The sequence below is a fragment of the Plantactinospora solaniradicis genome, assembly GCF_042658085.1.
Lineage (GTDB): Bacteria > Actinomycetota > Actinomycetes > Mycobacteriales > Micromonosporaceae > Plantactinospora > Plantactinospora solaniradicis.
Genome location: NZ_JBHSPR010000020.1, coordinates 236,146 through 254,561 on the forward strand (window position 1 = coordinate 236,146; position 18,416 = coordinate 254,561).

Genomic DNA, 18,416 nt, shown 5'->3' on the forward strand with positions numbered 1-18,416 from the left:
TCCGGGAGTCCGGCAGCCGTGGGTCGCGCCTGAACATGACCTACGAAAAGCCCCGGGCTCCTGGAGCCCGGGGCTTTTCGCATCCGGATCCGGGCACCGGGGACCTATCTCCCAAGGAGGACCCCATGGCGGCAGAGGTCGCAGAGCAGTCCATCGAGGCGACCGGCGCCGACGTCCCGACCGGGACGGGTGAGCCGGACGCCGCGCAGCGCATCCTCGGGCTGCGGGAGCGGATCAACGAGATCGACCACGAACTGATCGCCCTCTGGCAGGAGCGTGCCGCCCTGTCCCAGCAGGTCGGCAGGACCCGGATGGCCTCCGGTGGCACCCGGCTCGTACTGTCCCGCGAGCGCGAGATCCTGGACCGGTTCCGGGAGGCGCTGGGCGCGGACGGCACCCAGCTCGCCCTCCTGCTGCTGCGGGCCGGACGCGGCCCGCTCTGAGCCGCCGCCGGGCCGGTTCTCGCCACGACAGCGCCGGACCCGGCAGCTCTCGCCACGACAGCGCCAGACGCGAGCCCGGGACGCCGGCCGCATGGATGACGGCCCGCGCCCCGGGCAATGAGGAGGCGTTCTACTTTCACCGGTGGTCTGGCCGGGTCAGGCCCACCACCGGCGCCTGAGCGGTCTACTCGACCGCGTGCACCACGTCCCGCTCCTCCGCGAAGTGGCAGGCGCTCGGGTGTGCGGAGCTGTCCCGCACCGTCAGCGCCGGCTCCTGCTCGGCGCAGATGTCCTGCGCCTTCCAGCACCGGGTACGGAACCGGCAACCCGACGGCGGGTTGGCCGGCGACGGGACGTCACCCTCCAGGACGATCTGGTCCCGCTGTCCGCGCAGCGTCGGGTCCGGCACCGGCACCGCCGAGAGCAGCGCCTGGGTGTACGGATGCGTCGGCCGCTCGTAGATCTCGTCCTCGACACCGAGCTCCACGATCTTGCCCAGGTACATCACCGCGACCCGGTCGGCGATGTGCCGGACCACCGACAGGTCGTGCGCGATGAAGATGTACGACAGCCCCAACTCGTCCTGGAGCCGCTCCAGCAGGTTGATCACCTGCGCCTGGATCGACACGTCCAGCGCCGACACCGGCTCGTCACAGACGATGATCTCCGGCTTGAGCGCCAGCGCCCGGGCGATTCCGATCCGCTGCCGCTGACCGCCCGAGAACTGGTGCGGATACCGGTTGATGTGCTCCGGGTTCAACCCGACCAGATCCAGCAGCTCCCGGACCCGCTCCTTCCGCTCGCCCCGGGGAGCGACCTCGGGGTGGATGTCGAACGGCTCACCGATGATGTCGCCGACCGTCATCCGGGGGTTGAGCGAGGTGTACGGGTCCTGCAACACCATCTGGATGTTGCGACGGGCCCGCCGCAGCTCGGCGCCGCGCAGCCGGGTCATGTCCTGCCCACGCACGTTGATCGAGCCGCTGGTCGGCTTCTCGAGCCCGACCAGCAACTTCGCGAGCGTCGACTTGCCGCAGCCCGACTCCCCCACCACACCGAGGGTCTCGCCCCGGCGCAGTTTCAGGTCGACGCCGTCCACGGCGCGTACCGCACCGATCTGGGTCTGAAAGACGATGCCCCGGGTGATCGGGAAGTGCTTGACCAGGCTGCTGGTCTCCAGCACCACATCCTTAGCTTCCGGCTGGCTCATCGCCCACCACCTCCGTCCAGAAATGGCAACGCGCGGTCCGGGCCGGCGCCACGTCGTACTGCTGGGGTGGCGGGTCGGCCCGACAGACGTCCCGGGCGTACGCACAGCGCGGATGGAACGGGCAGCCGGCCGGGATCCGGAGCAGGTTCGGCGGCAGGCCCTTGATCACATTGAGCTGCTGACCCTTCATGTCCAGCCGCGGAATCGACTCCAGCAGAGCCTTGGTGTACGGATGTGCCGGCCGGGCGTAGATGTCCAGGACCGGCGCCTCCTCGACCACCTTGCCGGCGTACATCACCGAGATCCGGTCGGCGACGTCGGCGACCACGCCCATGTCGTGCGTGATCAGGATCAGGCCCATGTTCCGTTCGCGCCGCAGTTCGGCGAGCAGGTTCATGATCTGCGCCTGGACCGTGACGTCGAGCGCCGTGGTCGGCTCGTCCGCGATCAGCACCTTGGGATCCAGCGCCAGCGCCATCGCGATCATCACGCGCTGCCGCATACCGCCCGAGAACTGGTGCGGATAGTCGTTGATCCGCTGCTTGGCGGCAGGGATCTTGACCAGGTCGAGCAACTCGATCGACCGCCGCCGCGCGTCCTGCCGGGACGTTCCACGGTGGACCCGGAACAGCTCGGCGAGCTGGTAGCCGACCGAGAAGACCGGGTTCAGCGCGGAGAGCGCGTCCTGGAAGATCATCGCGATGTGGTTGGCCCGCACCTTGCGGCGCTGCTCCTCCGGCAGCTTCAGCAGGTCGACACCCCGGTACCGGATGGCACCCTTCGTGACGAAGCCGGGCGGCGAGTCGAGGATGCCCATGATGGCCTGGGCCGTCACGGACTTGCCACATCCGGACTCACCCAGGATCGCCAGCGTCTCCCCCGGGTCGAGATGGATGTCCACCCCGTTGATCGCCCGGGCCACGCCGGCCTGGGTACGGAATTCGACGTGCAGATTCTCGACGTCCAGCAACCGGGCACTGGAATCCAGTCCGGGCAGGACGTCGATCTCGGCTTTGATATCGGTCATGGATGAGCTCACCGCAGCCTCGGGTCGAAGGCGTCGCGGATCGCGTCGCCGAGCATGATGAACGCCAGCACGGTCAGCGCCAGGAACACCGACGGCCAGACCAGCGGCCGGGCGGTCTCCGTCACGTACGGCGCCGACTCCGAGATGGCGATACCCCAGGAGATCGCATCGCCCTTGAGGCCCACACCGAGGAACGTCAGCGTGGCCTCGGTGGCGATGTTGACGCCCAGCAGGATGGTCAGCACCACCACGAACGGCGCGGAGGCGTTCGGCAGGATGTGCCGGATCATCAACCGGCCGGGTCCGGCACCCAGCATCCGGGCCGCCGCGACGTAGTCCTGGCTCTTGGCCGAGATGACCGACGACCGCATGATCCGGGCACCGGTGGTCCAGGTGATGAAGCCCAGGGTGAGCGCCACGGCCCAGAAGCCGGAGTCGTTCGGGTCGGAGGAGAGCCGGCGCGCCAGCACGATCGCGGCGAGCAGGGTGGGTATACCCAGCACGATGTCGATACCGCGAGCCAGCAGCGCGTCCACCCAGCCGCCGAAGTAACCCGCCGCCATGCCCACGATCAGACCGATCAGGCCGGCGATGGTGGTGGCGATCAGGCTGATCAGCACCGAGTTACGGGCACCGTAGATGGTGCGGGCGTAGACGTCACAGCCCTGGAAGTCGTACCCGAAGAGCGCAGCGCCGCTCGGGCCCTGGTGCTGGCGGGCCAGCGCGCAGGATCCCGGGTCGGTCGAGGTGAACAGGCCGGGGACGGCCGACATGAGGACCACCAGCACGACCAGGACGGCGGCCGTCCAGAAGATCCAGTTGCGTCGCAGGTCCTCCCAGGCGTCTCCGGTGAGACTGCGCGGTTTCTCGTGCCCGCTCTCGGGTGACACCGGCACGCCGACGGCCGTGGGGACCTCGGCCTGGGTCACAGATTCGATGTTGCTCATCGGGTGCCTCGCTTACTCATGCCGCCACCTCGCTGCGCTCGGCGCCGCCATGAGGCACACACACGCTGAGCTGACTGATTCGTGCGCTTCGCTTACTCATAGCGGATCCTCGGGTCAAGAACCGCGTACAACAGATCGACCACCAGGTTGACCACCAGGAAGACGATCACCAGGATGCTGACGAAGCCGACGACGAGCGGGCCGTCCTCCGTACGGATCCCACGCACCAGCATGAACCCGACGCCGGGGATATTGAAGACACCCTCGGTGACGATCGCCCCGGCCATCAGGTTGCCGAGGTCCACACCGATCAGGGTCACGACCGGGATCAGCGAGTTACGCAGCACGTGCACGCCGATCACCCGCCGGTTGGCGAGGCCCTTGGCCCGCGCGGTACGGACGTAGTCCGAACGCAGGTTCTCCGCCACCGAGGCCCGGGTGACCCGGAGCTGGGTGGCAATCACCAGGCTGCTCAGTACGAACGCCGGCAGTACGAGAGCGAACCATCCTGAATCGGCGCCGGCCGTGGCCGGAACCCACTGCAACCGCATTCCGAAGATGAGCTGTGCCAGCGGCGCCAGCACCACGATCGGCATCGAGAGCAGCAGCAGGGTGATGACCAGCGTCGTGGTGTCGAAGACGCCGCCGCGCCGGATGCCGGAGACGATGCCGGCGGTCACGGCGACGAGCACCGCGATGATGATCGCGAAGAGCGCCAGCCGGATGGTCGTCGGCCAGGCCTGCTCCATCATCTCCACGATGGGCCGGTTGGTCAGCGAGATGCCGAAATCGCCGGTCAGCAGGCCCTTCATGTAATAGCCATATTGGAGGATAAACGGGTCGTCGAGGTGATACCTTTCGGTGAGCGCCTGCCGGACGTTCTCCGGAAGTGGTCGCTCACCCGCCAGCGCCTGGAGCGGGTCGCTCTGGTTGGCGAACATCAGCGCGTACACGATGAAGGTGGCCCCGAAGAACGTCAGGACCCCCTGCAGCAGGCGCCGCACGAAGTAGCGGAACATATCTCAAGTCCTTCGCAAGACGAGCATCGGCAACTGCCTGAGGGGCAGCCGGACCGCGATGGGACGGTAGCGACCGCAGCCTCACCAGACCCGGGTCGGGTTGGTGAGGCTCGCACGGACGGTCCGGTCTGCCCTGGGCTGGCCCGGTCGACCGGACCGTCCGTCGCTTGGCGCGATCAGGTCAGCTCGTGGCCTCGATCTTCAGGATCTCGACCTTCTGGAACTTGTCGACCTCGACGTTCTTCACCCGCTCGGAGTGGCCGAAGACGTTCTGGCCGAGCCGCAGCGGGATGACCGGCATGTCGCGGGCCAGGATGTCCTCGGCCTGCTGCCACAACTTGATGGCCTCTTCCTGGGTCGGCGCGGCCGAACCCTGCTTGACCAGGTTGTCGAACTCCGGGTTGCTGTAACCGTAGTAGTTCGACGAACCACCGGTGCCGTACAGCGGGCCCAGGTAGTTCTCCATCAGCGGGTAGTCCATGATCCAGCCGAGCCGGATCAGGCCCACCGGCTCCTTGTTCTCGACCTTGGTCAGCAGGTCGGCGAACTTCGGCTCACCCGTACCGACACAGTCCACGCCCAGGTTGGCCTTGAGCTGGTTGCAGGTCGCGTCGACCCACGCCTTGTGGCCACCGTCGGCGTTGTACGTAATCTTGATCTGCTTCGGGCCGCCCGCGGCGTCGTACGCCGTCTTCGCCTTGGCCGGGTCGTAGGTGCAGGCCTCGCCGCAGCTGTTCTCGCGGTAGCCGGCCACCGCCGGGGAGACGAACGACGTCGCCGGGGTCTGCGAGCCCCGGAAGATGCTGGTGGTTATCTCCTCGCGGTTGATCGCCATGGAGATCGCCTTACGCACCTCGACCTTCGCGAACTCCGGCTGGAACGTCGGGAAGCCGACGAACTGGAAGACGGAGTTCGGGCTGGTCTTGAAGCGGTCGCCCAGATCGGTCGGCGCGCTGGCCAGGTTCTCGATCGGGATCTGGGTGACGACGTCCAGGCCACCGCCCATCAGCTCGGCGTACTGGGCCGTCTGCTCCTGGAAGATGCGGTAGTTGACGCCACCGACCTTCGGCTTGTCGCCGGGGAACGCGTCGTAGGCCTCGACCTCGACCTTGGCGTCGTGCTCCCACTTGCCCTTCATCTTGAAGGGGCCGTTGCCGATCGGAGCCTGCTCGAAGTCCTCCTTGAGCACACCCTCGGACTGCCACGCCGCCGCCGGCAGCGGGTAGAAGGTGGTGTAGCCCATGACCGAACGCCAGCCGGAGAACGGCTCGCTCAGCGTCACGGTGAAGGTCAGCTCGTCGACCTTCTTCAGCCCCGTGAGGGTCTTCGCGACCGGGTCCGGTGCCTTCTGCGGGCCGTCGTCGTCCGGGTCCTTGGACTGCAGGTCCTTGTAGCCTTCGACCCGCTCCAGGAAGTACGAGCCGCCGTTGCCGTTCGGGCCGTACGCCGCGTGGTTCCAGGCGTTGATGTAGTTGTCGGCGCCGACCTTCTCGCCGTTGTGGAAGGTGTAGCCGTCCTTCAGCTTGATCGTCCAGACCTTGTTGTCCGTCGACTCCACCGACTCGGCGGCAACCAGGTACGGCTTGTTGTCGGCGTCGAAGTCGACCAGCGGGCTGAAGAGTGCGGCCAGCACCTCCGCACAGTTGGACTCGGTGCAGTTGGAGGGGAGCATGTGCTGCGGCTCGCCGATGCCGATCGAGATCACCGCATCAGCGGCCTCGGTCTCATCTCCGCCGCCACCGCAGCCTGCCGCCAACAACATTATGGCGGTCGCGCCGACCGCCATCTTTAACGGGAATTGCCCGCGCATGAGTAGAGCCTCCTCAGGGCGCTCACGAGGGACTGTGAGGTGACTGACACTGTGACACTGAGCTGCCTAGCGCGGAAAGGTGCCGTTATCAACCCGTTAGTTGCCGGCAATGTTTCACACCTGTGGACCGGCCCGGCCGACGGCGCCGCGCCACGAAGGTGAGCAGCCAAAACGTCACCCGACCCGAGGGCCGTGGAGGCCGCGTCGGACGCTCATTGTGACCTATCCCGCGTCGGTACGCGCGCTCTCCGATGTCAAGCGAGTACTTGCCGTATCTGGCCATCTGGACGATGTGGACGTCGGTGCGGGGGGCACCCGGGGCAGCACGATACTCATCGTCATCGATGTAATGTACCTGATCGTCACCGAATCGACACCGATGGCTCCGAAAACAGGTGGGCCCGCACCCGCCTACTCAGACCGGTGCGGGCGTACTCAGACCAGACGGCGGTCGGCGGCCCAGCGGGACAGCTCGTACCGGTTGGACATCTGAAGCTTGCGCAGCACGTTCGACACGTGCGTCTCCACCGTCTTGATGGAGATGAACAGCTCCTTGGCGATCTCCTTGTAGGCGTATCCCCGGGCGAGCAGCCGGAGCACCTCCCGCTCCCGGTTGGTGAGCTGGTCCAGCTCCGGGTCGGCGACCGGGGCGTCCGGCCGCGAGGCGAAGGAGTCCAGCACGAACCCGGCCAACCGGGGACTGAAGACCGCGTCACCGTCGGCGACCCGACGGATCGCGGCGGTCAACTCGTCGGGCGAGATCGTCTTCGTGACGTACCCCCGGGCGCCGGCCCGGATCAGCCCGATCACGTCCTCGGCCGCGTCCGACACGCTGAGCGCCAGGAACCGGACCTCCGGACGGGTACGCCGAACCGCCTCGAGCACCGCCCGGCCACCTCCGTCGGGCATGTGCACGTCGAGCAGCACCACGTCCGGCTCGGTGGCGGCGATCCGGGTGACCGCCTCGGCAACCGTGCTGGCCTCGCCGATCACCTCGACGTGCGCGCCCAGCTCGGCCCGTACGCCGGCCCGGAACATCGCGTGATCGTCGACGAGGAACACCCGCAGCCGCCGTGGCTCGGGCGTGCCGTCCTGCGCCGGCTCCGTCGTCTCGACCATGGTTGTTACCTGTCCTTCCCTGGTGGTGTGCCCTCCCGCGGAATGGGCAGGAAGAGTCGCACCTCGGTGCCGTCGCCTGGCGTACTGCGGATCTCGGCCCGCCCACCGTGCCGCTTCATCCGTCCGATGATCGAGCCGCGTACGCCGTGCCGGTGGTCCTCCACCGTAGCCAGGTCGAAGCCCGCTCCGCGATCGCGGACGAAGACACTCACCTGTTCCGGCTCGACCTCGGCGTACAGCGACACGGTCTCGACCTTGGCGTGCCGCGCCGCGTTGACCAGCGCCTCCCGGGCGGCGGCGACCAGCGCGCCGACCCGCTCGTCCGTTTCCCGGTCACCGACGACCACCGCCTCGACGGTGATCGCGAACGTGTCCTCCACCTCGGCGGCGGCCTGTTCCAGGGCCGCGGCCAGCCGCTCGGTGGGCGATCCGGCGGGCTTGTACAGCCAGCTCCGCAGTGATCGTTCCTGACCACGGGCGAGCCGCTGGACCGTCTTCACGTCGGCCGCGTTGCGCTGGATCAGGGCCAGGGTGTGCAGCACCTGGTCGTGGACCATGGCGGCGAGTTCGGCCCGCTCCTGCTCCCGGATCCGCCCCTCCCGCTCCGCCCTCAACTGGTTGTACGTCCGCCAGAGCACCGGAGCGGCCACCACGCCGACGCCGGCGAGCGCGACCAGGGCGAAGATCACCCCGTTGATCACCGCGTCGAAGTTCCCCTGCGGCCGGTACACCGCGACCACACCGATCAGGCCGACCGCGACCAGGACCCCGCCGCCGATGAACCGCAGGATGAACGCGCGCCGGTCGCTCTCCTCCACCACCGCGCCGAGCCACGGCACCGGCAGTGACTCGCTCCACTGCCACCGGCGCTCGGGAGCGGACTGATGCCAGATCACGCCGGCACCGACGGCGATGATCGAAACCAGCCAACCGGCCGTTCCGGCCACCCCGTCGGACTTGAAGATCACGACCTCGACCAGGATCACCGCGAGGCCGATGGCCACGAACGGGAGCAGCTGGAAGACGTTGCGCCGAGGTGGCGGCTCGGTCCCGCCCGGCCGGGGCGGCACGACCGCCCAGAACGCCGCGTAGAGCAGCAGGCCCAGCCCGCTGAACCCGAGCAGCAGAACGAACGCGATCCGCACCCACACCACCCGGATGCCCAGATGCCAGGCGATGCCGGAGGCCACGCCGGCGACCATGCGGTGGTCGCGGGCGCGGTAGAGCCGGGGTGACTCGGTGGCGGTAGGGATCGGATGCTCCTCGTCGTGACGGGTGACGGTGGCCGGCGGCCGGCCCCGGGGACTACCCCCGCGACAGCCCTGGCACCGACGCTTCGATGGTCACACGCGGTCCCCGTCGACAGCCATGGGGACTCCCCGGACATCGCGTACCAGATATCTCAGGGTGGGCTCAGGGTTGGCGCCTGAGGCCGGGCGACCAGCGACGGCGCAGGATCGAACCATGACCGACGATGCTGCCGCCACGCGCGGAACGCCTGGTCCGGAGGGCGGCCCCGACCGAGCGGACAGCGCCGGCCGAGCCACCGGCCCCGACCGGGCGGACGAACACCCCACGCTGGCGAACGAACAACCGACTCTCGCGGACGAACACCCGACGCTGGCGAACGAACACCCCGGCCCGGTCGACGACGAGCGCCGGGCAGACGAGCCCAGAGCGCACGACGAGCCCAGAGCGCACGACGAGCGCCCGGCGCCGCCCGGTCAGGTCGGCGCGGGTGCCGGATGGGCCGAGACGCCGCCGGCACCGCCACCGGGGCCCGACTGGACGCCGCCACCGTCGTCGGGATCAGGCGGAACGCCCCCACCCGGGGCGGGCTGGACGCCGCCGCCGGGACCGGGCGGGACGCCACCACCGGGACCGGGCAGCATGCCACCGCCGGGATTCGGGTTCACCCAGCGGTACGGGCTCGTCCGCCCGAGCCAGGGGCGCTATCTCGCGGGCGTCTGCGCCGCGATCGGGCGGGCCACGAACAGCGACCCGATCCTCTGGCGCGTCCTTCTCGCCGTACTGGGCTTCTTCGGTGGGATCGGCATCCTGGTGTACCTCGCCGCCTGGCTGATCATCCCGTCCGAGGGCGACACCGCGTCTCCCGTGGAGTCGATGCTGGGCCGGGGCCGGTCGAGCATGTCCCCGGTCACCGTGCTCGTGCTCGGCATCCTCGTCGCCCTGATGTTCGGCTTCATCGTCACCGACGCCTTCCGGGCGGTCCTGCTCGGCGCGGCCGTGCTGATCGGCGGCGCGTTACTGCTGCACCGGGACCCGAACCGGGCCGGCTCGGCTTGGCAACCGGGGGCCGGTGGCGGGCCGCCACCGCCGACGGGTCCGCCGGCCGGTTACCCGCCGCACCCCAGCCAGCCGTACCCGCCTGCCACGCCCGGGGCCGGATACCCCGGCTGGTACGCGCCAGCGGCGTCCACGACCGCTCCGAGCGGCTCCGTCGGGCAGCCCGTACCGACACCGGCGGCGGCACCACCACCTCCGCCGGCCTGGCCCACCGGGTACGCCCCGGCGGCGCCGGCCGCTCCCTCGCTGGGCGTACCGACCACTCCCACCGGCTACCGCCCCCCGTTCGCGCCGCACGGCCCGTACGCCGCCGGAGCCCGGCCCGCGCCCACGCCCGCACCCGCACCGGCCCCCAAGACGAAGCAGCCGAAACGGCCCCGCGAGCGGTCCTCGCTGGGCGCCGCCACCTTCTCCATGATCTTCGTGGCGGTCGGTCTCGTCGCGATCCTGGACCTGACCAACCTGGTCCGGGTGATGCCGTCCACCTACTTCGCCGCCGTCCTGGTGACCATCGCCCTCGGGCTGCTGGTCGGCGCGTGGTTCGGCCGGGCCCGCTGGCTCATCGCCCTCGGACTGGTCGCGGCGTTCGCCCTGGGCATCTCGACGGTCGCCGAGTCGTACAAGAGGGTCCGCAGCGAGGAGGACGTGGTCTGGGCCCCGGCCAGTTACGAGGTGATGGCCGACCGCTACGAGACCAGGTTGGGCAACGCGACCCTGGACCTCACCCGGTTGGATTTCGCCGGCCATGACGCCAAGGTGAGCGTGGAGGTCAACCTCGGCGAGGTGAAGGTGATCCTGCCGCCGCACGTCGACGTGACCGTGCAGGTCGACGTGAACGCGGGCGACGCGTACATCCTGGGCCACCGGTACGGCAATTTCCCCGGCACACAACGGGAAGTGACCGACTACGGCGAGGACGGGGCCGGTGGCGGCCGGCTGCTGCTCTCCCTACAGATCAACGCGGCAACCGCGGAGGTGACACGATGAAGGCGCACCGTACCGACGGGGTGTCCCTGACATTCGCCCTGATCTTCCTCGGCGTCGCGGCCTGGTGGCTGTTCGCGCAGCTCACCCAGCTCGCGCTACCGGCGGTCGGCTGGCTGCTCGCCTCGGCCCTGATCGCGATCGGCGCACTGGGGCTGGTCGGTGCCCTGCGCTCCAACCGGTCCGGGCGGCGGCAGGCGACCCAGCCGGAAGGCACGACGACCACGGAGCCCTCCGCCGCGTCGACCACGCGGGGGGCCGACATCTCGACGCCGGACGCCGACATCTTCGGCGCCGGAGCGGTCGATGCCCCCACCAGGGAGTTCGACCGGCCCGGTGTCGACGAACCGAGCACGGTAGCGCTCGACCGGCCCACCGCCGACCTGTTCGACCGACCCCGGGACCGGACCGGGGACCCCGGCGGCTCCGACCGGGGCGAGGAGCGGCGTCCGTGATCGATGCGGCTCGGTCGGACGATGCCTAAACTGGCCGGCGGAGGTTTCCACCTCCGCCGGCCGATCCCGACAGGCGGTCGGAAACCGCCCCGCCGCGCAGCCTCCGTCGTCATCGGCACCGCGTAGCCTGCGTCGGTATCGGCAGCCGTCCGTCCTGACCTCGCGAGGAGCCCGCCCGACATGACCCAGTCCCCCGCCGTACGCAGCACCGGTTCCGGCCGTCCGGTCCGCGTCGGCGAGCGCGCCGCCCGCGTCCTCACCACCGAGATGTCCCGGCACCACGGTCCGAAGACCACCCTGCTGGTCGGGGCGGCCACCGACTCACCCGTGCTGGCCGCGTCCGTCGACGCGCTACTGCCCGGCGACGCGCTCACCGTGGTACCGGCGGACGCGCTCGCCGCGCACCAGCTCAGGGACCACGTCACGGCCCTGGGGCAGTGGGTCTCCCAACGGGTACGCGTCGTCGACTCGCTGGCCGAGGCGGACGCGGCGGACGTGGTGGTTGCCGCGGAGCCGCTCGCCGGGACCGCCGAGGAGACCCGGACCGGCCTGGACGCGCTGGCCAAGTACCTGACCGAGGGTGGCGTGCTGAGCGTCGCAGTGCCCGCACTGCCCGGCCGGGCTCCGGGTGCGGTCGGCGAACTCGAACGGCAGAGTGCGCTGTTCGGCGTCGGCACCGACCTCGTCCTGGTCAACCAGCCACCGGTCCGGGTGCACCGGCTGCGCTACACCGCGGCCGAGGTCGCGGTGGCGGCCCGGCTGGCTCCCGCCTATCGCACGTCGAGCGTGCCGCTGACCAGGGGCATGCACATCGACTCGAACGGGGTCGCCGCGGCCGGCATCGCCCTGGGAATCGCCGCGTTCACCCGACTCACCCGGCCGAAGTCCCGGCTCTGGCTGCTGCCCGCCCTGGCCGCCGGCCCGGTGGCCGCGTTCTTCCGGGATCCGGAGCGGGACGTCCCGGAGGACGAGGCCGCGGTCGTCGCCGCGGCCGACGGCCAGGTGCTCTCCGTACAGCGGCTCCATGACGAGCGCTTCGGCGACGGCGAGTTCCTCCGGATCGCCGTTTTCCTCTCGGTGCTGGACGTGCACGTCAACCGTTCGCCGGTGGCGGGCAAGGTGGTCGACTACTTCGTCGCCGACGGTGGCTTCGCGGCCGCGATGAAGCCGGACGCGGAGCACAACGTGGCCGCGTACACGGTGCTCGACACCGAGCACGGGACCGTGGTGGTCGCCCAGCGCACCGGCCTGATCGCCCGGCGGATCGTGCAGCGGGCACCCGTCGGCGCGCTGCTGGCCCGGGGCGAGCGCTTCGGCCTGATCCGGTTCGGCTCCCGTACCGACGTCTACCTGCCCGCCGACGCGGCCGAGCCGCTGGTCGGTCCGGGCGAGCGGGTAGTCGGCGGAGCCTCGGTGATCGCCCGCTGGCGCTGACCCCGACACCGCCCCGGCCCTCGACCGGGCCGGAAACCGTCGATCGCCCACCGGCTCAGGCCGGTGGGCGATGTACGTACGGCAGACGGCGGGTCAGGGTCGGGGTCAGGCGGTACGGCGCTGGCGCAGCCAGAGCAGTGGCCCGCTGACCAGGTAGCCCACTACCAGGAGGGCGAAGGTGAGCCGGGGCTCGATCAGGGCGCCGATCACCGGTGCCAGCCACACCCACGGCGGCAGCTTGATCAGCCGGGCCAGCTTGGCGTACGGGAAGCTGGAGACCATCGCGAAGGCGAGCAGCCCGACGCCGGCGACCTGGAGCGCGCCGGAGACCGGCAGACCGATCAGCACGGCCAGGGCGAGCACCGCCGCGGCCATGGTGGTCGGGACGCCGCAGAAGAACCGGCCGTCCTTCGGCGAGACGTTGAACCGGGCGAGCCGGATCGCCGCGCAGGCGGCGACGAGGGCGCAGGCGACCGCGGCGGCGGCGGTCGAGACCGAACCCACCAGCGAGGCGTAGACCACGACCGGGGCGGCCAGCCCGAACGAGCACATGTCGGCCAGCGAATCCATCTGGGCGCCGAACGGACTGGCCACGCCCATCCGGCGGGCCAGCGCCCCGTCGAGTCCGTCAAAGGCCACGCAGGCGATCAGGCAGTACGCCGCGATGCGCACGTCACCCTGCATGGCCTGGAAGATCGCGAGCAGTCCCAGGGTCAGGCTGGCGAGGGTGCAGGCGTTCACCACCGCGAACTTGATCCGGCGGGCCATGGTCCGGTCGCCGGGCAGCAGTGGAATGGATATCGCCGAGCCTGCGGCGTCGACCGCGTCGGACGGGCCGATCGCCGGGCTGACCGGAACGACCGATTCGATCTCCGCAGCGGTCAGCCGGCCCACGCCGTACGCGTCGATCGGGCCGGAGGCGTCGTGGTAGTAGCGGTCGGACACGTCCAGGGCACTGGTGCCGTCCAGCAACTGCTCCCGGCGTCCGACCCGGACCAGCAGCACCTGGCGGGCGAACGTGCCGCTGCGGCGCAACCGACCCGCCCAGCGGCGCCCTGCCGGGCGCGGACTGTCCGACGTACGACGCCGACGCCATGGGGCTCTCGGCACGTTTCCTCCATCAACGGATCAACTTGTCCGCCACCGTGGCGGGCCGGCCCAACGCCATCGAGCGCCGGGACTGCTTGGCCGGCAACCAATTGCGGCCTACACCATTGCACAGACGCAGGGGATTCGCGATAGCTGCCTGGGGGGTATTTCCCCCAAACCGCCCGAGGCACCCAGACCTCCCTATCCGGGACGCTACCCCCGTCCAGCGGCGGCACCGACCCCTGCAACTCTATCCGAACCAGTCACAACGACCGATTCGGCCAAGATCCTCGGACCTCCGGAGACGATCTTCAGGGCACCAGCAGGGACAACGCCGTATCCACCACCTCGGTACGCGGCAGCACCGCCGCCTCGGCCGGCGGGAACCAGCCGGCGCTCGCGGTGGACCCTCCCGCCGCCTCGGTGACCTTCGCCTCGGTGGGGGCGTCGACCAGGACCCGATAGATCGCCCGTACCCCGTGCCAGTCCAGCGCGCGGCCCTCCGGACCGAACTCGGAGGTGTTGTGCCGGTGCGAGACGTGCAGCAGCGCGGTGACCCGCCCGAGCTGACCGGTCTCCTCCACCAGCTCCCGCAGCAGCGCGCTGGCCGGCTGCTCGCCGTGGTCGGTGCCACCGCCGGGCAGGTGCCATCGGCCGGCGCCGGGAAAGCCGTCCGCGATCCGCGCGAGCAGGATCCGGCCGGCGGGATCGGTGGCCAGCCCGTACGCGGCGAAGCGCTGGCGGCGGTCGACCGACGCCGACCGTGCCGGCGCCCCGGCACGCGGCACCCGGGCACCCTCCGGCAGCGGGTCCACCGGTCGGCCGAGCAGTTCGGCGGTGAACGGCATCAGGGCGAGCCCGGCCAGTTCCCCGGGACCGAACCAGGCGACGGCGTCACTTCCGCCGTCCGGGTCGACGTGCGGAGGCTGGGCGTCGGGATCCGCGGCCGGCACCCCACCCGGCCGGGCGACGTCGTAGATGATCCGGTCGGTGTGCTCCGCCACCGGACCGTCGTCGCCGGCCAGCCGGGCCACGTCGGCGAGCACCGCGCGGAGTCCGGTCACCTCGACGGTCAGGCCGGTCTCCTCGGCGAACTCCCGCAGCACCGCCGCGGCCGGATCCTCACCGTGTTCGACCCCGCCGCCGGGCACCTGCCAGAGCCCGGGAAACGCAGAGGTCCCGGACCCCCGGGCGAGCAGCACCCGATCTCCGTCCCGACACAGCCCGTACGCCCCGATCCGCCGTCGCCGCTCCACCGCCGCCCCCTCCCGCACGCCATATCGATCATGCCGGGCGGGGTGACCCGGAGCACGGGCGGGTCGGGAAATCGCGGCGTCAGCCGAGTCGGGCCGCCTGGACCGCCTCGGCGGTCACCTCGGTCAGGCGCTCGGCGGGCAGCGCCTCCAACTCGTCCCGGCCGAACCACCGGGCCTCGGAGGTGGAACCGCCGACGTCGCTGACGGTCGGCGTGGCCGGCGAGTCGACCACCACCCGGTAGAACGCGCGCACGCCGTGCCAGTCGATCGGATAGCCCTCCGGGCCGAGCGAGGCCGCGTCCCGATGGCTCGCCACCCCGATCAACTCCACCAGCCGGCCACGCTGGCCGGTCTCCTCGACCAGTTCCCGGATGAGCGCCGCGCCCGGCTGCTCGCCGTAGTCGGTGCCGCCGCCGGGCAGATGCCAGCAGCCCGCTCCCGGATACCCGTCGGCGACCCGGGTCAGCAGCACCCGACCGTCCGGATCGGTGGCCACCGCGTACGCCGCGAAGCGCTGGGCCCGGTGCAGTCCGTCCGGGCCGGGGACCGCGTGGAAGGACGGGAACTCAGGTGCCTCGTCCGGGCGCAGGTCGATCGGCCCGCTCGGCAGCCCCAGGGCCCGCGCCGTGAACGGACGCAGGAGGAGCTTCGCCGCCTCCTCGACGGTGTGCCACCGGGCCAGGTCGGTCGGCTGGCCGATCCGGTCGCAGAGCGTCCCACCCCGCACGGAGACCTGGTAGAGCAGCCGGTCGGTGTGGATGGTGACACCCCGGTGCGGCAACGATCTCATGTCCGCGAGGACGTCCCGGAGACCGACGACGGAGACGGAGAGGCCGGTCTCGGCGGCCGTCTCGCGTACCACCGTGTGGTTGGGGTCCTCGCCGTGGTCGATGGCGCCGCCGGGCAGCGACCACACACCGGGCGTTCCGGACCGGGCCGAGGCGCGGACCAGGAGCACCCGATCGGTTGAATCGGTGCAAATCGCGTACGCGGCGATCCTGCGAATCGGTTCCAGCGCGGGGGTCACAGGACCAAATTCTCCCTTGATCATTGGATCCGACCACGAAAAGAGTCGGATTCCTGACAGTTGCCCGGCCAGTGCCGGATTGCCAGGCTGACCCTCGGGCGATGAACGGCACCGGTCAGGGGGCGATCAGGGTCGGTATCCGGGCGGTCACCGAGGCCGCCGACGGCGGATGGACGGACCGTGGAGACATGACACAGATCCCGCTCCACCAGCCCCCGTACAAGCAGCTCCGCCGACCGACCACGGACCGGATGATCGCCGGGGTGGCCAGCGGACTCGGCCGCTACTTCAACGTCGATCCCACCCTGGTCCGGGTGGTCTTCGCCGGATTCGCGGTGCTCACCGGCGGTCTCGGCCTGCTGGCGTACCCGGTCATGTGGTTCCTGATGCCGGAGGAGCCGGCCAACGCACCGGCCTGGCCGTATCCGGCGCCGAACGCCGGTCCGGTCTGGCCGCCGGCCTGGCCGGCCAGCGGAGCCCAGGGCCCCACCGACGCGACCGCCGGGCCCACCGCCAGCACGCCGCCGCCCGCGGGTACGCCGTCCGGCACCCCGTCGGCCCCGCCGAACAGCGCGCCCTCGGTCCCGCCGAACAGCGCGCCCTCGGTCCCGCCGAACAGCGCGCCGTGAGGGTCAGCTCACTCCCACTCGATGGTGCCCGGAGGCTTGCTCGTGACGTCGAGCACCACCCGGTTCACCTCGGCCACCTCGTTGGTGATCCGGGTGGAGATCCGGGCGATCAGGTCGTAGGGCAGTCGGGACCAGTCGGCCGTCATGGCGTCGGCACTCGACACCGGCCGGAGCACCACCGGGTGCCCGTAACTGCGCCCGTCGCCCTGCACCCCGACGCTGCGTACGTCGGCGAGCAGCACCACCGGGAACTGCCAGACGTCCCGGTCGAGGCCGGAGGCGGTGAGTTCCTCCCGGGCGATCAGGTCGGCCGCCCGGAGCAGGTCGAGCCGCTCCCGGTCCACCGCCCCGATGATCCGGATCGCGAGCCCCGGGCCCGGGAACGGGTGCCGCCAGACCATCGCCTCGGGCAGGCCCAGGGCCAGGCCGAGCTGGCGTACCTCGTCCTTGAAGAGCGTGCGCAGGGGCTCCACCAGTGAGAACTTCAGATCCTCGGGCAGGCCGCCGACGTTGTGGTGCGACTTGATGTTGGCGGTGCCGGTGCCGCCGCCGGACTCGACCACGTCGGGGTAGAGGGTGCCCTGCACCAGGAACTCGACGTCCCCGCTGGCAGCCACCTCCCGGGCCGCCGCCTCGAAGACCCGGATGAACTCACGGCCGATGATCTTGCGCTTCTGCTCCGGATCGGTCACCCCGGCCAGTGCGCCGAGGAACCGGTCGGCCGCGTCGACCACCTTGAGCTTGATCCCGGTGGCCGCGACGTAGTCCTTCTCCACCTGCTCGGCCTCGCCCGCCCGGAGCAGACCGTGGTCGACGAAGACGCAGGTGAGCTGGTCACCGACGGCCCGGTGCACCAGCGCGGCGGCCACCGCCGAGTCGACGCCGCCGGAGAGGCCGCAGATGACCTCCTTGTCGCCGACCCGGGCCCGGATCTCGGCGATCTGGTCGTCGATGATGTTCTCCGGCGTCCAGGTCGGCTCGATCCCGGCGACGTCGTAGAGAAAGCGCTCCAGCATCCGCTGGCCGTGCTCGGTGTGCCCCACCTCGGGGTGGAACTGCGTACCGACCCGACGGCCGGCGAGGTCCTCGAAGGCGGCGACCGGCGCCCCGGACGACTCGGCGGTCACGGTGAACCCGCTGGGCGCCTCCGTCACACAGTCACCGTGACTCATCCAGACGGACATCTCGGCCGGAAGGTCGCGGAGCAGGACGGTCGCGTCGGGCCGGGTCCGCAGGGTCGTGCCGCCGTACTCCCGGCCGCCGGTGTGCGCCACCGTGCCGCCGAGGGCCTGGGCCATCGCCTGGAAGCCGTAGCAGATGCCGAGGACCGGCACCCCCGCGTCGAACAGCTTCGGGTCGACCTGCGGGGCGCCGGGGGCGTAGACGCTGGCCGGACCGCCGGACAGGATGATCGCGGCCGGGTCCTTGGCCAGCATCTCGGCCACCGGCATCGAATGCGGGACGATCTCCGAGTAGACCCGGGCCTCCCGCACGCGGCGGGCGATCAGCTGGGCGTACTGGGCTCCGAAGTCCACCACCAGGACCGGGCGCGGCGTGTTCATGTGTACGAAGCCTACCCAAGGCCGGAGACCGAGCCGATGCAGCCGTTAATAGGGGGCCCTTCCTATACAGAAAGCGATAACAAGGGGCCCTTCCTTAC

General features: G+C 70.6%; 15 protein-coding genes and 1 pseudogene. 5 read left to right on the plus strand and 11 right to left on the minus strand.

Annotated elements, in window-relative coordinates:
- The first annotated feature begins 125 nt into the window (after positions 1-125).
- Positions 126-443, plus strand: a complete 318-nt coding sequence (locus tag ACFP2T_RS25410) for a chorismate mutase (protein ID WP_377425577.1) — start codon at positions 126-128, stop codon at positions 441-443.
- A gap of 184 nt (positions 444-627) precedes the next feature.
- On the opposite strand, the gene ACFP2T_RS25415 is transcribed toward ACFP2T_RS25410, so the two are convergent.
- From ACFP2T_RS25415 to ACFP2T_RS25445, 7 genes are all read right to left on the minus strand, one after another.
- Positions 628-1,653, minus strand: coding sequence for an ABC transporter ATP-binding protein (locus ACFP2T_RS25415; protein WP_377425580.1), 1,026 nt, complete (start codon positions 1,651-1,653; stop codon positions 628-630).
- Entirely contained in the window at positions 1,634-2,680 is a 1,047-nt protein-coding gene (locus ACFP2T_RS25420) for an ABC transporter ATP-binding protein (RefSeq protein ID WP_377425582.1), read from the minus strand. The genes ACFP2T_RS25415 and ACFP2T_RS25420 overlap by 20 nt, the downstream gene beginning before the upstream one ends.
- A gap of 8 nt (positions 2,681-2,688) precedes the next feature.
- The gene (locus ACFP2T_RS25425) at positions 2,689-3,627 is read right to left on the minus strand and encodes an ABC transporter permease (protein WP_377425585.1); all 939 of its coding nucleotides are present in this window, start codon (positions 3,625-3,627) and stop codon (positions 2,689-2,691) included.
- Positions 3,628-3,719: 92 nt separating this feature from the next.
- Positions 3,720-4,646 carry an ABC transporter permease gene (locus ACFP2T_RS25430; RefSeq protein ID WP_377425586.1) on the minus strand — a complete coding sequence of 309 codons (927 nt, stop codon included), beginning with the start codon at positions 4,644-4,646 and terminating at the stop codon, positions 3,720-3,722.
- A 181-nt stretch (positions 4,647-4,827) separates the two neighbouring features.
- Complete coding sequence (locus tag ACFP2T_RS25435; RefSeq protein WP_377425587.1) at positions 4,828-6,456, minus strand: peptide ABC transporter substrate-binding protein; 1,629 nt, start codon at positions 6,454-6,456, stop codon at positions 4,828-4,830.
- Between the two features lie 435 nt (positions 6,457-6,891).
- The gene (locus ACFP2T_RS25440; RefSeq protein ID WP_377425590.1) at positions 6,892-7,575 is read right to left on the minus strand and encodes a response regulator; all 684 of its coding nucleotides are present in this window, start codon (positions 7,573-7,575) and stop codon (positions 6,892-6,894) included.
- A 5-nt stretch (positions 7,576-7,580) separates the two neighbouring features.
- A complete protein-coding gene (locus ACFP2T_RS25445; RefSeq protein WP_377425593.1) occupies positions 7,581-8,777 on the minus strand; it encodes an ATP-binding protein in 1,197 nt (398 codons plus the stop codon).
- Positions 8,778-9,039: 262 nt separating this feature from the next.
- Here ACFP2T_RS25445 and ACFP2T_RS25450 point away from each other — a divergent pair, with 262 nt between their 5' ends.
- From ACFP2T_RS25450 to ACFP2T_RS25460, 3 genes are all read left to right on the plus strand, one after another.
- The gene (locus ACFP2T_RS25450; RefSeq protein ID WP_377425595.1) at positions 9,040-10,869 is read left to right on the plus strand and encodes a PspC domain-containing protein; all 1,830 of its coding nucleotides are present in this window, start codon (positions 9,040-9,042) and stop codon (positions 10,867-10,869) included.
- The gene (locus ACFP2T_RS25455) at positions 10,866-11,321 is read left to right on the plus strand and encodes a hypothetical protein (RefSeq protein WP_377425597.1); all 456 of its coding nucleotides are present in this window, start codon (positions 10,866-10,868) and stop codon (positions 11,319-11,321) included. The genes ACFP2T_RS25450 and ACFP2T_RS25455 overlap by 4 nt, the downstream gene beginning before the upstream one ends.
- A 180-nt stretch (positions 11,322-11,501) precedes the next feature.
- Entirely contained in the window at positions 11,502-12,755 is a 1,254-nt protein-coding gene (locus ACFP2T_RS25460; RefSeq protein ID WP_377425599.1) for a phosphatidylserine decarboxylase, read from the plus strand.
- A gap of 105 nt (positions 12,756-12,860) precedes the next feature.
- Here ACFP2T_RS25460 and ACFP2T_RS25465 read toward each other — a convergent pair whose 3' ends face one another.
- From ACFP2T_RS25465 to ACFP2T_RS25475, 3 genes are all read right to left on the minus strand, one after another.
- The gene (locus tag ACFP2T_RS25465) at positions 12,861-13,865 is read right to left on the minus strand and encodes a CDP-alcohol phosphatidyltransferase family protein (RefSeq protein ID WP_377425601.1); all 1,005 of its coding nucleotides are present in this window, start codon (positions 13,863-13,865) and stop codon (positions 12,861-12,863) included.
- Positions 13,866-14,155: 290 nt separating this feature from the next.
- Positions 14,156-15,118: an NUDIX hydrolase gene (locus ACFP2T_RS25470; protein ID WP_377425603.1), complete on the minus strand. Its 963-nt coding sequence runs from the start codon at positions 15,116-15,118 to the stop codon at positions 14,156-14,158.
- Between the two features lie 61 nt (positions 15,119-15,179).
- The gene (locus tag ACFP2T_RS25475) at positions 15,180-16,127 is read right to left on the minus strand and encodes an NUDIX domain-containing protein (protein ID WP_377425606.1); all 948 of its coding nucleotides are present in this window, start codon (positions 16,125-16,127) and stop codon (positions 15,180-15,182) included.
- A 188-nt stretch (positions 16,128-16,315) separates the two neighbouring features.
- On the opposite strand from ACFP2T_RS25475, the pseudogene ACFP2T_RS25480 reads away from it, so the two are divergent.
- Positions 16,316-16,618, plus strand: a pseudogene (locus ACFP2T_RS25480) (PspC domain-containing protein); the annotation flags it as partial.
- 146 nt (positions 16,619-16,764) lie between these two features.
- Here the strand turns inward: ACFP2T_RS25480 and guaA are convergent.
- A complete protein-coding gene (gene guaA, locus ACFP2T_RS25485; protein WP_377425608.1) occupies positions 16,765-18,318 on the minus strand; it encodes a glutamine-hydrolyzing GMP synthase in 1,554 nt (517 codons plus the stop codon).
- Positions 18,319-18,416 lie beyond the last annotated feature (98 nt).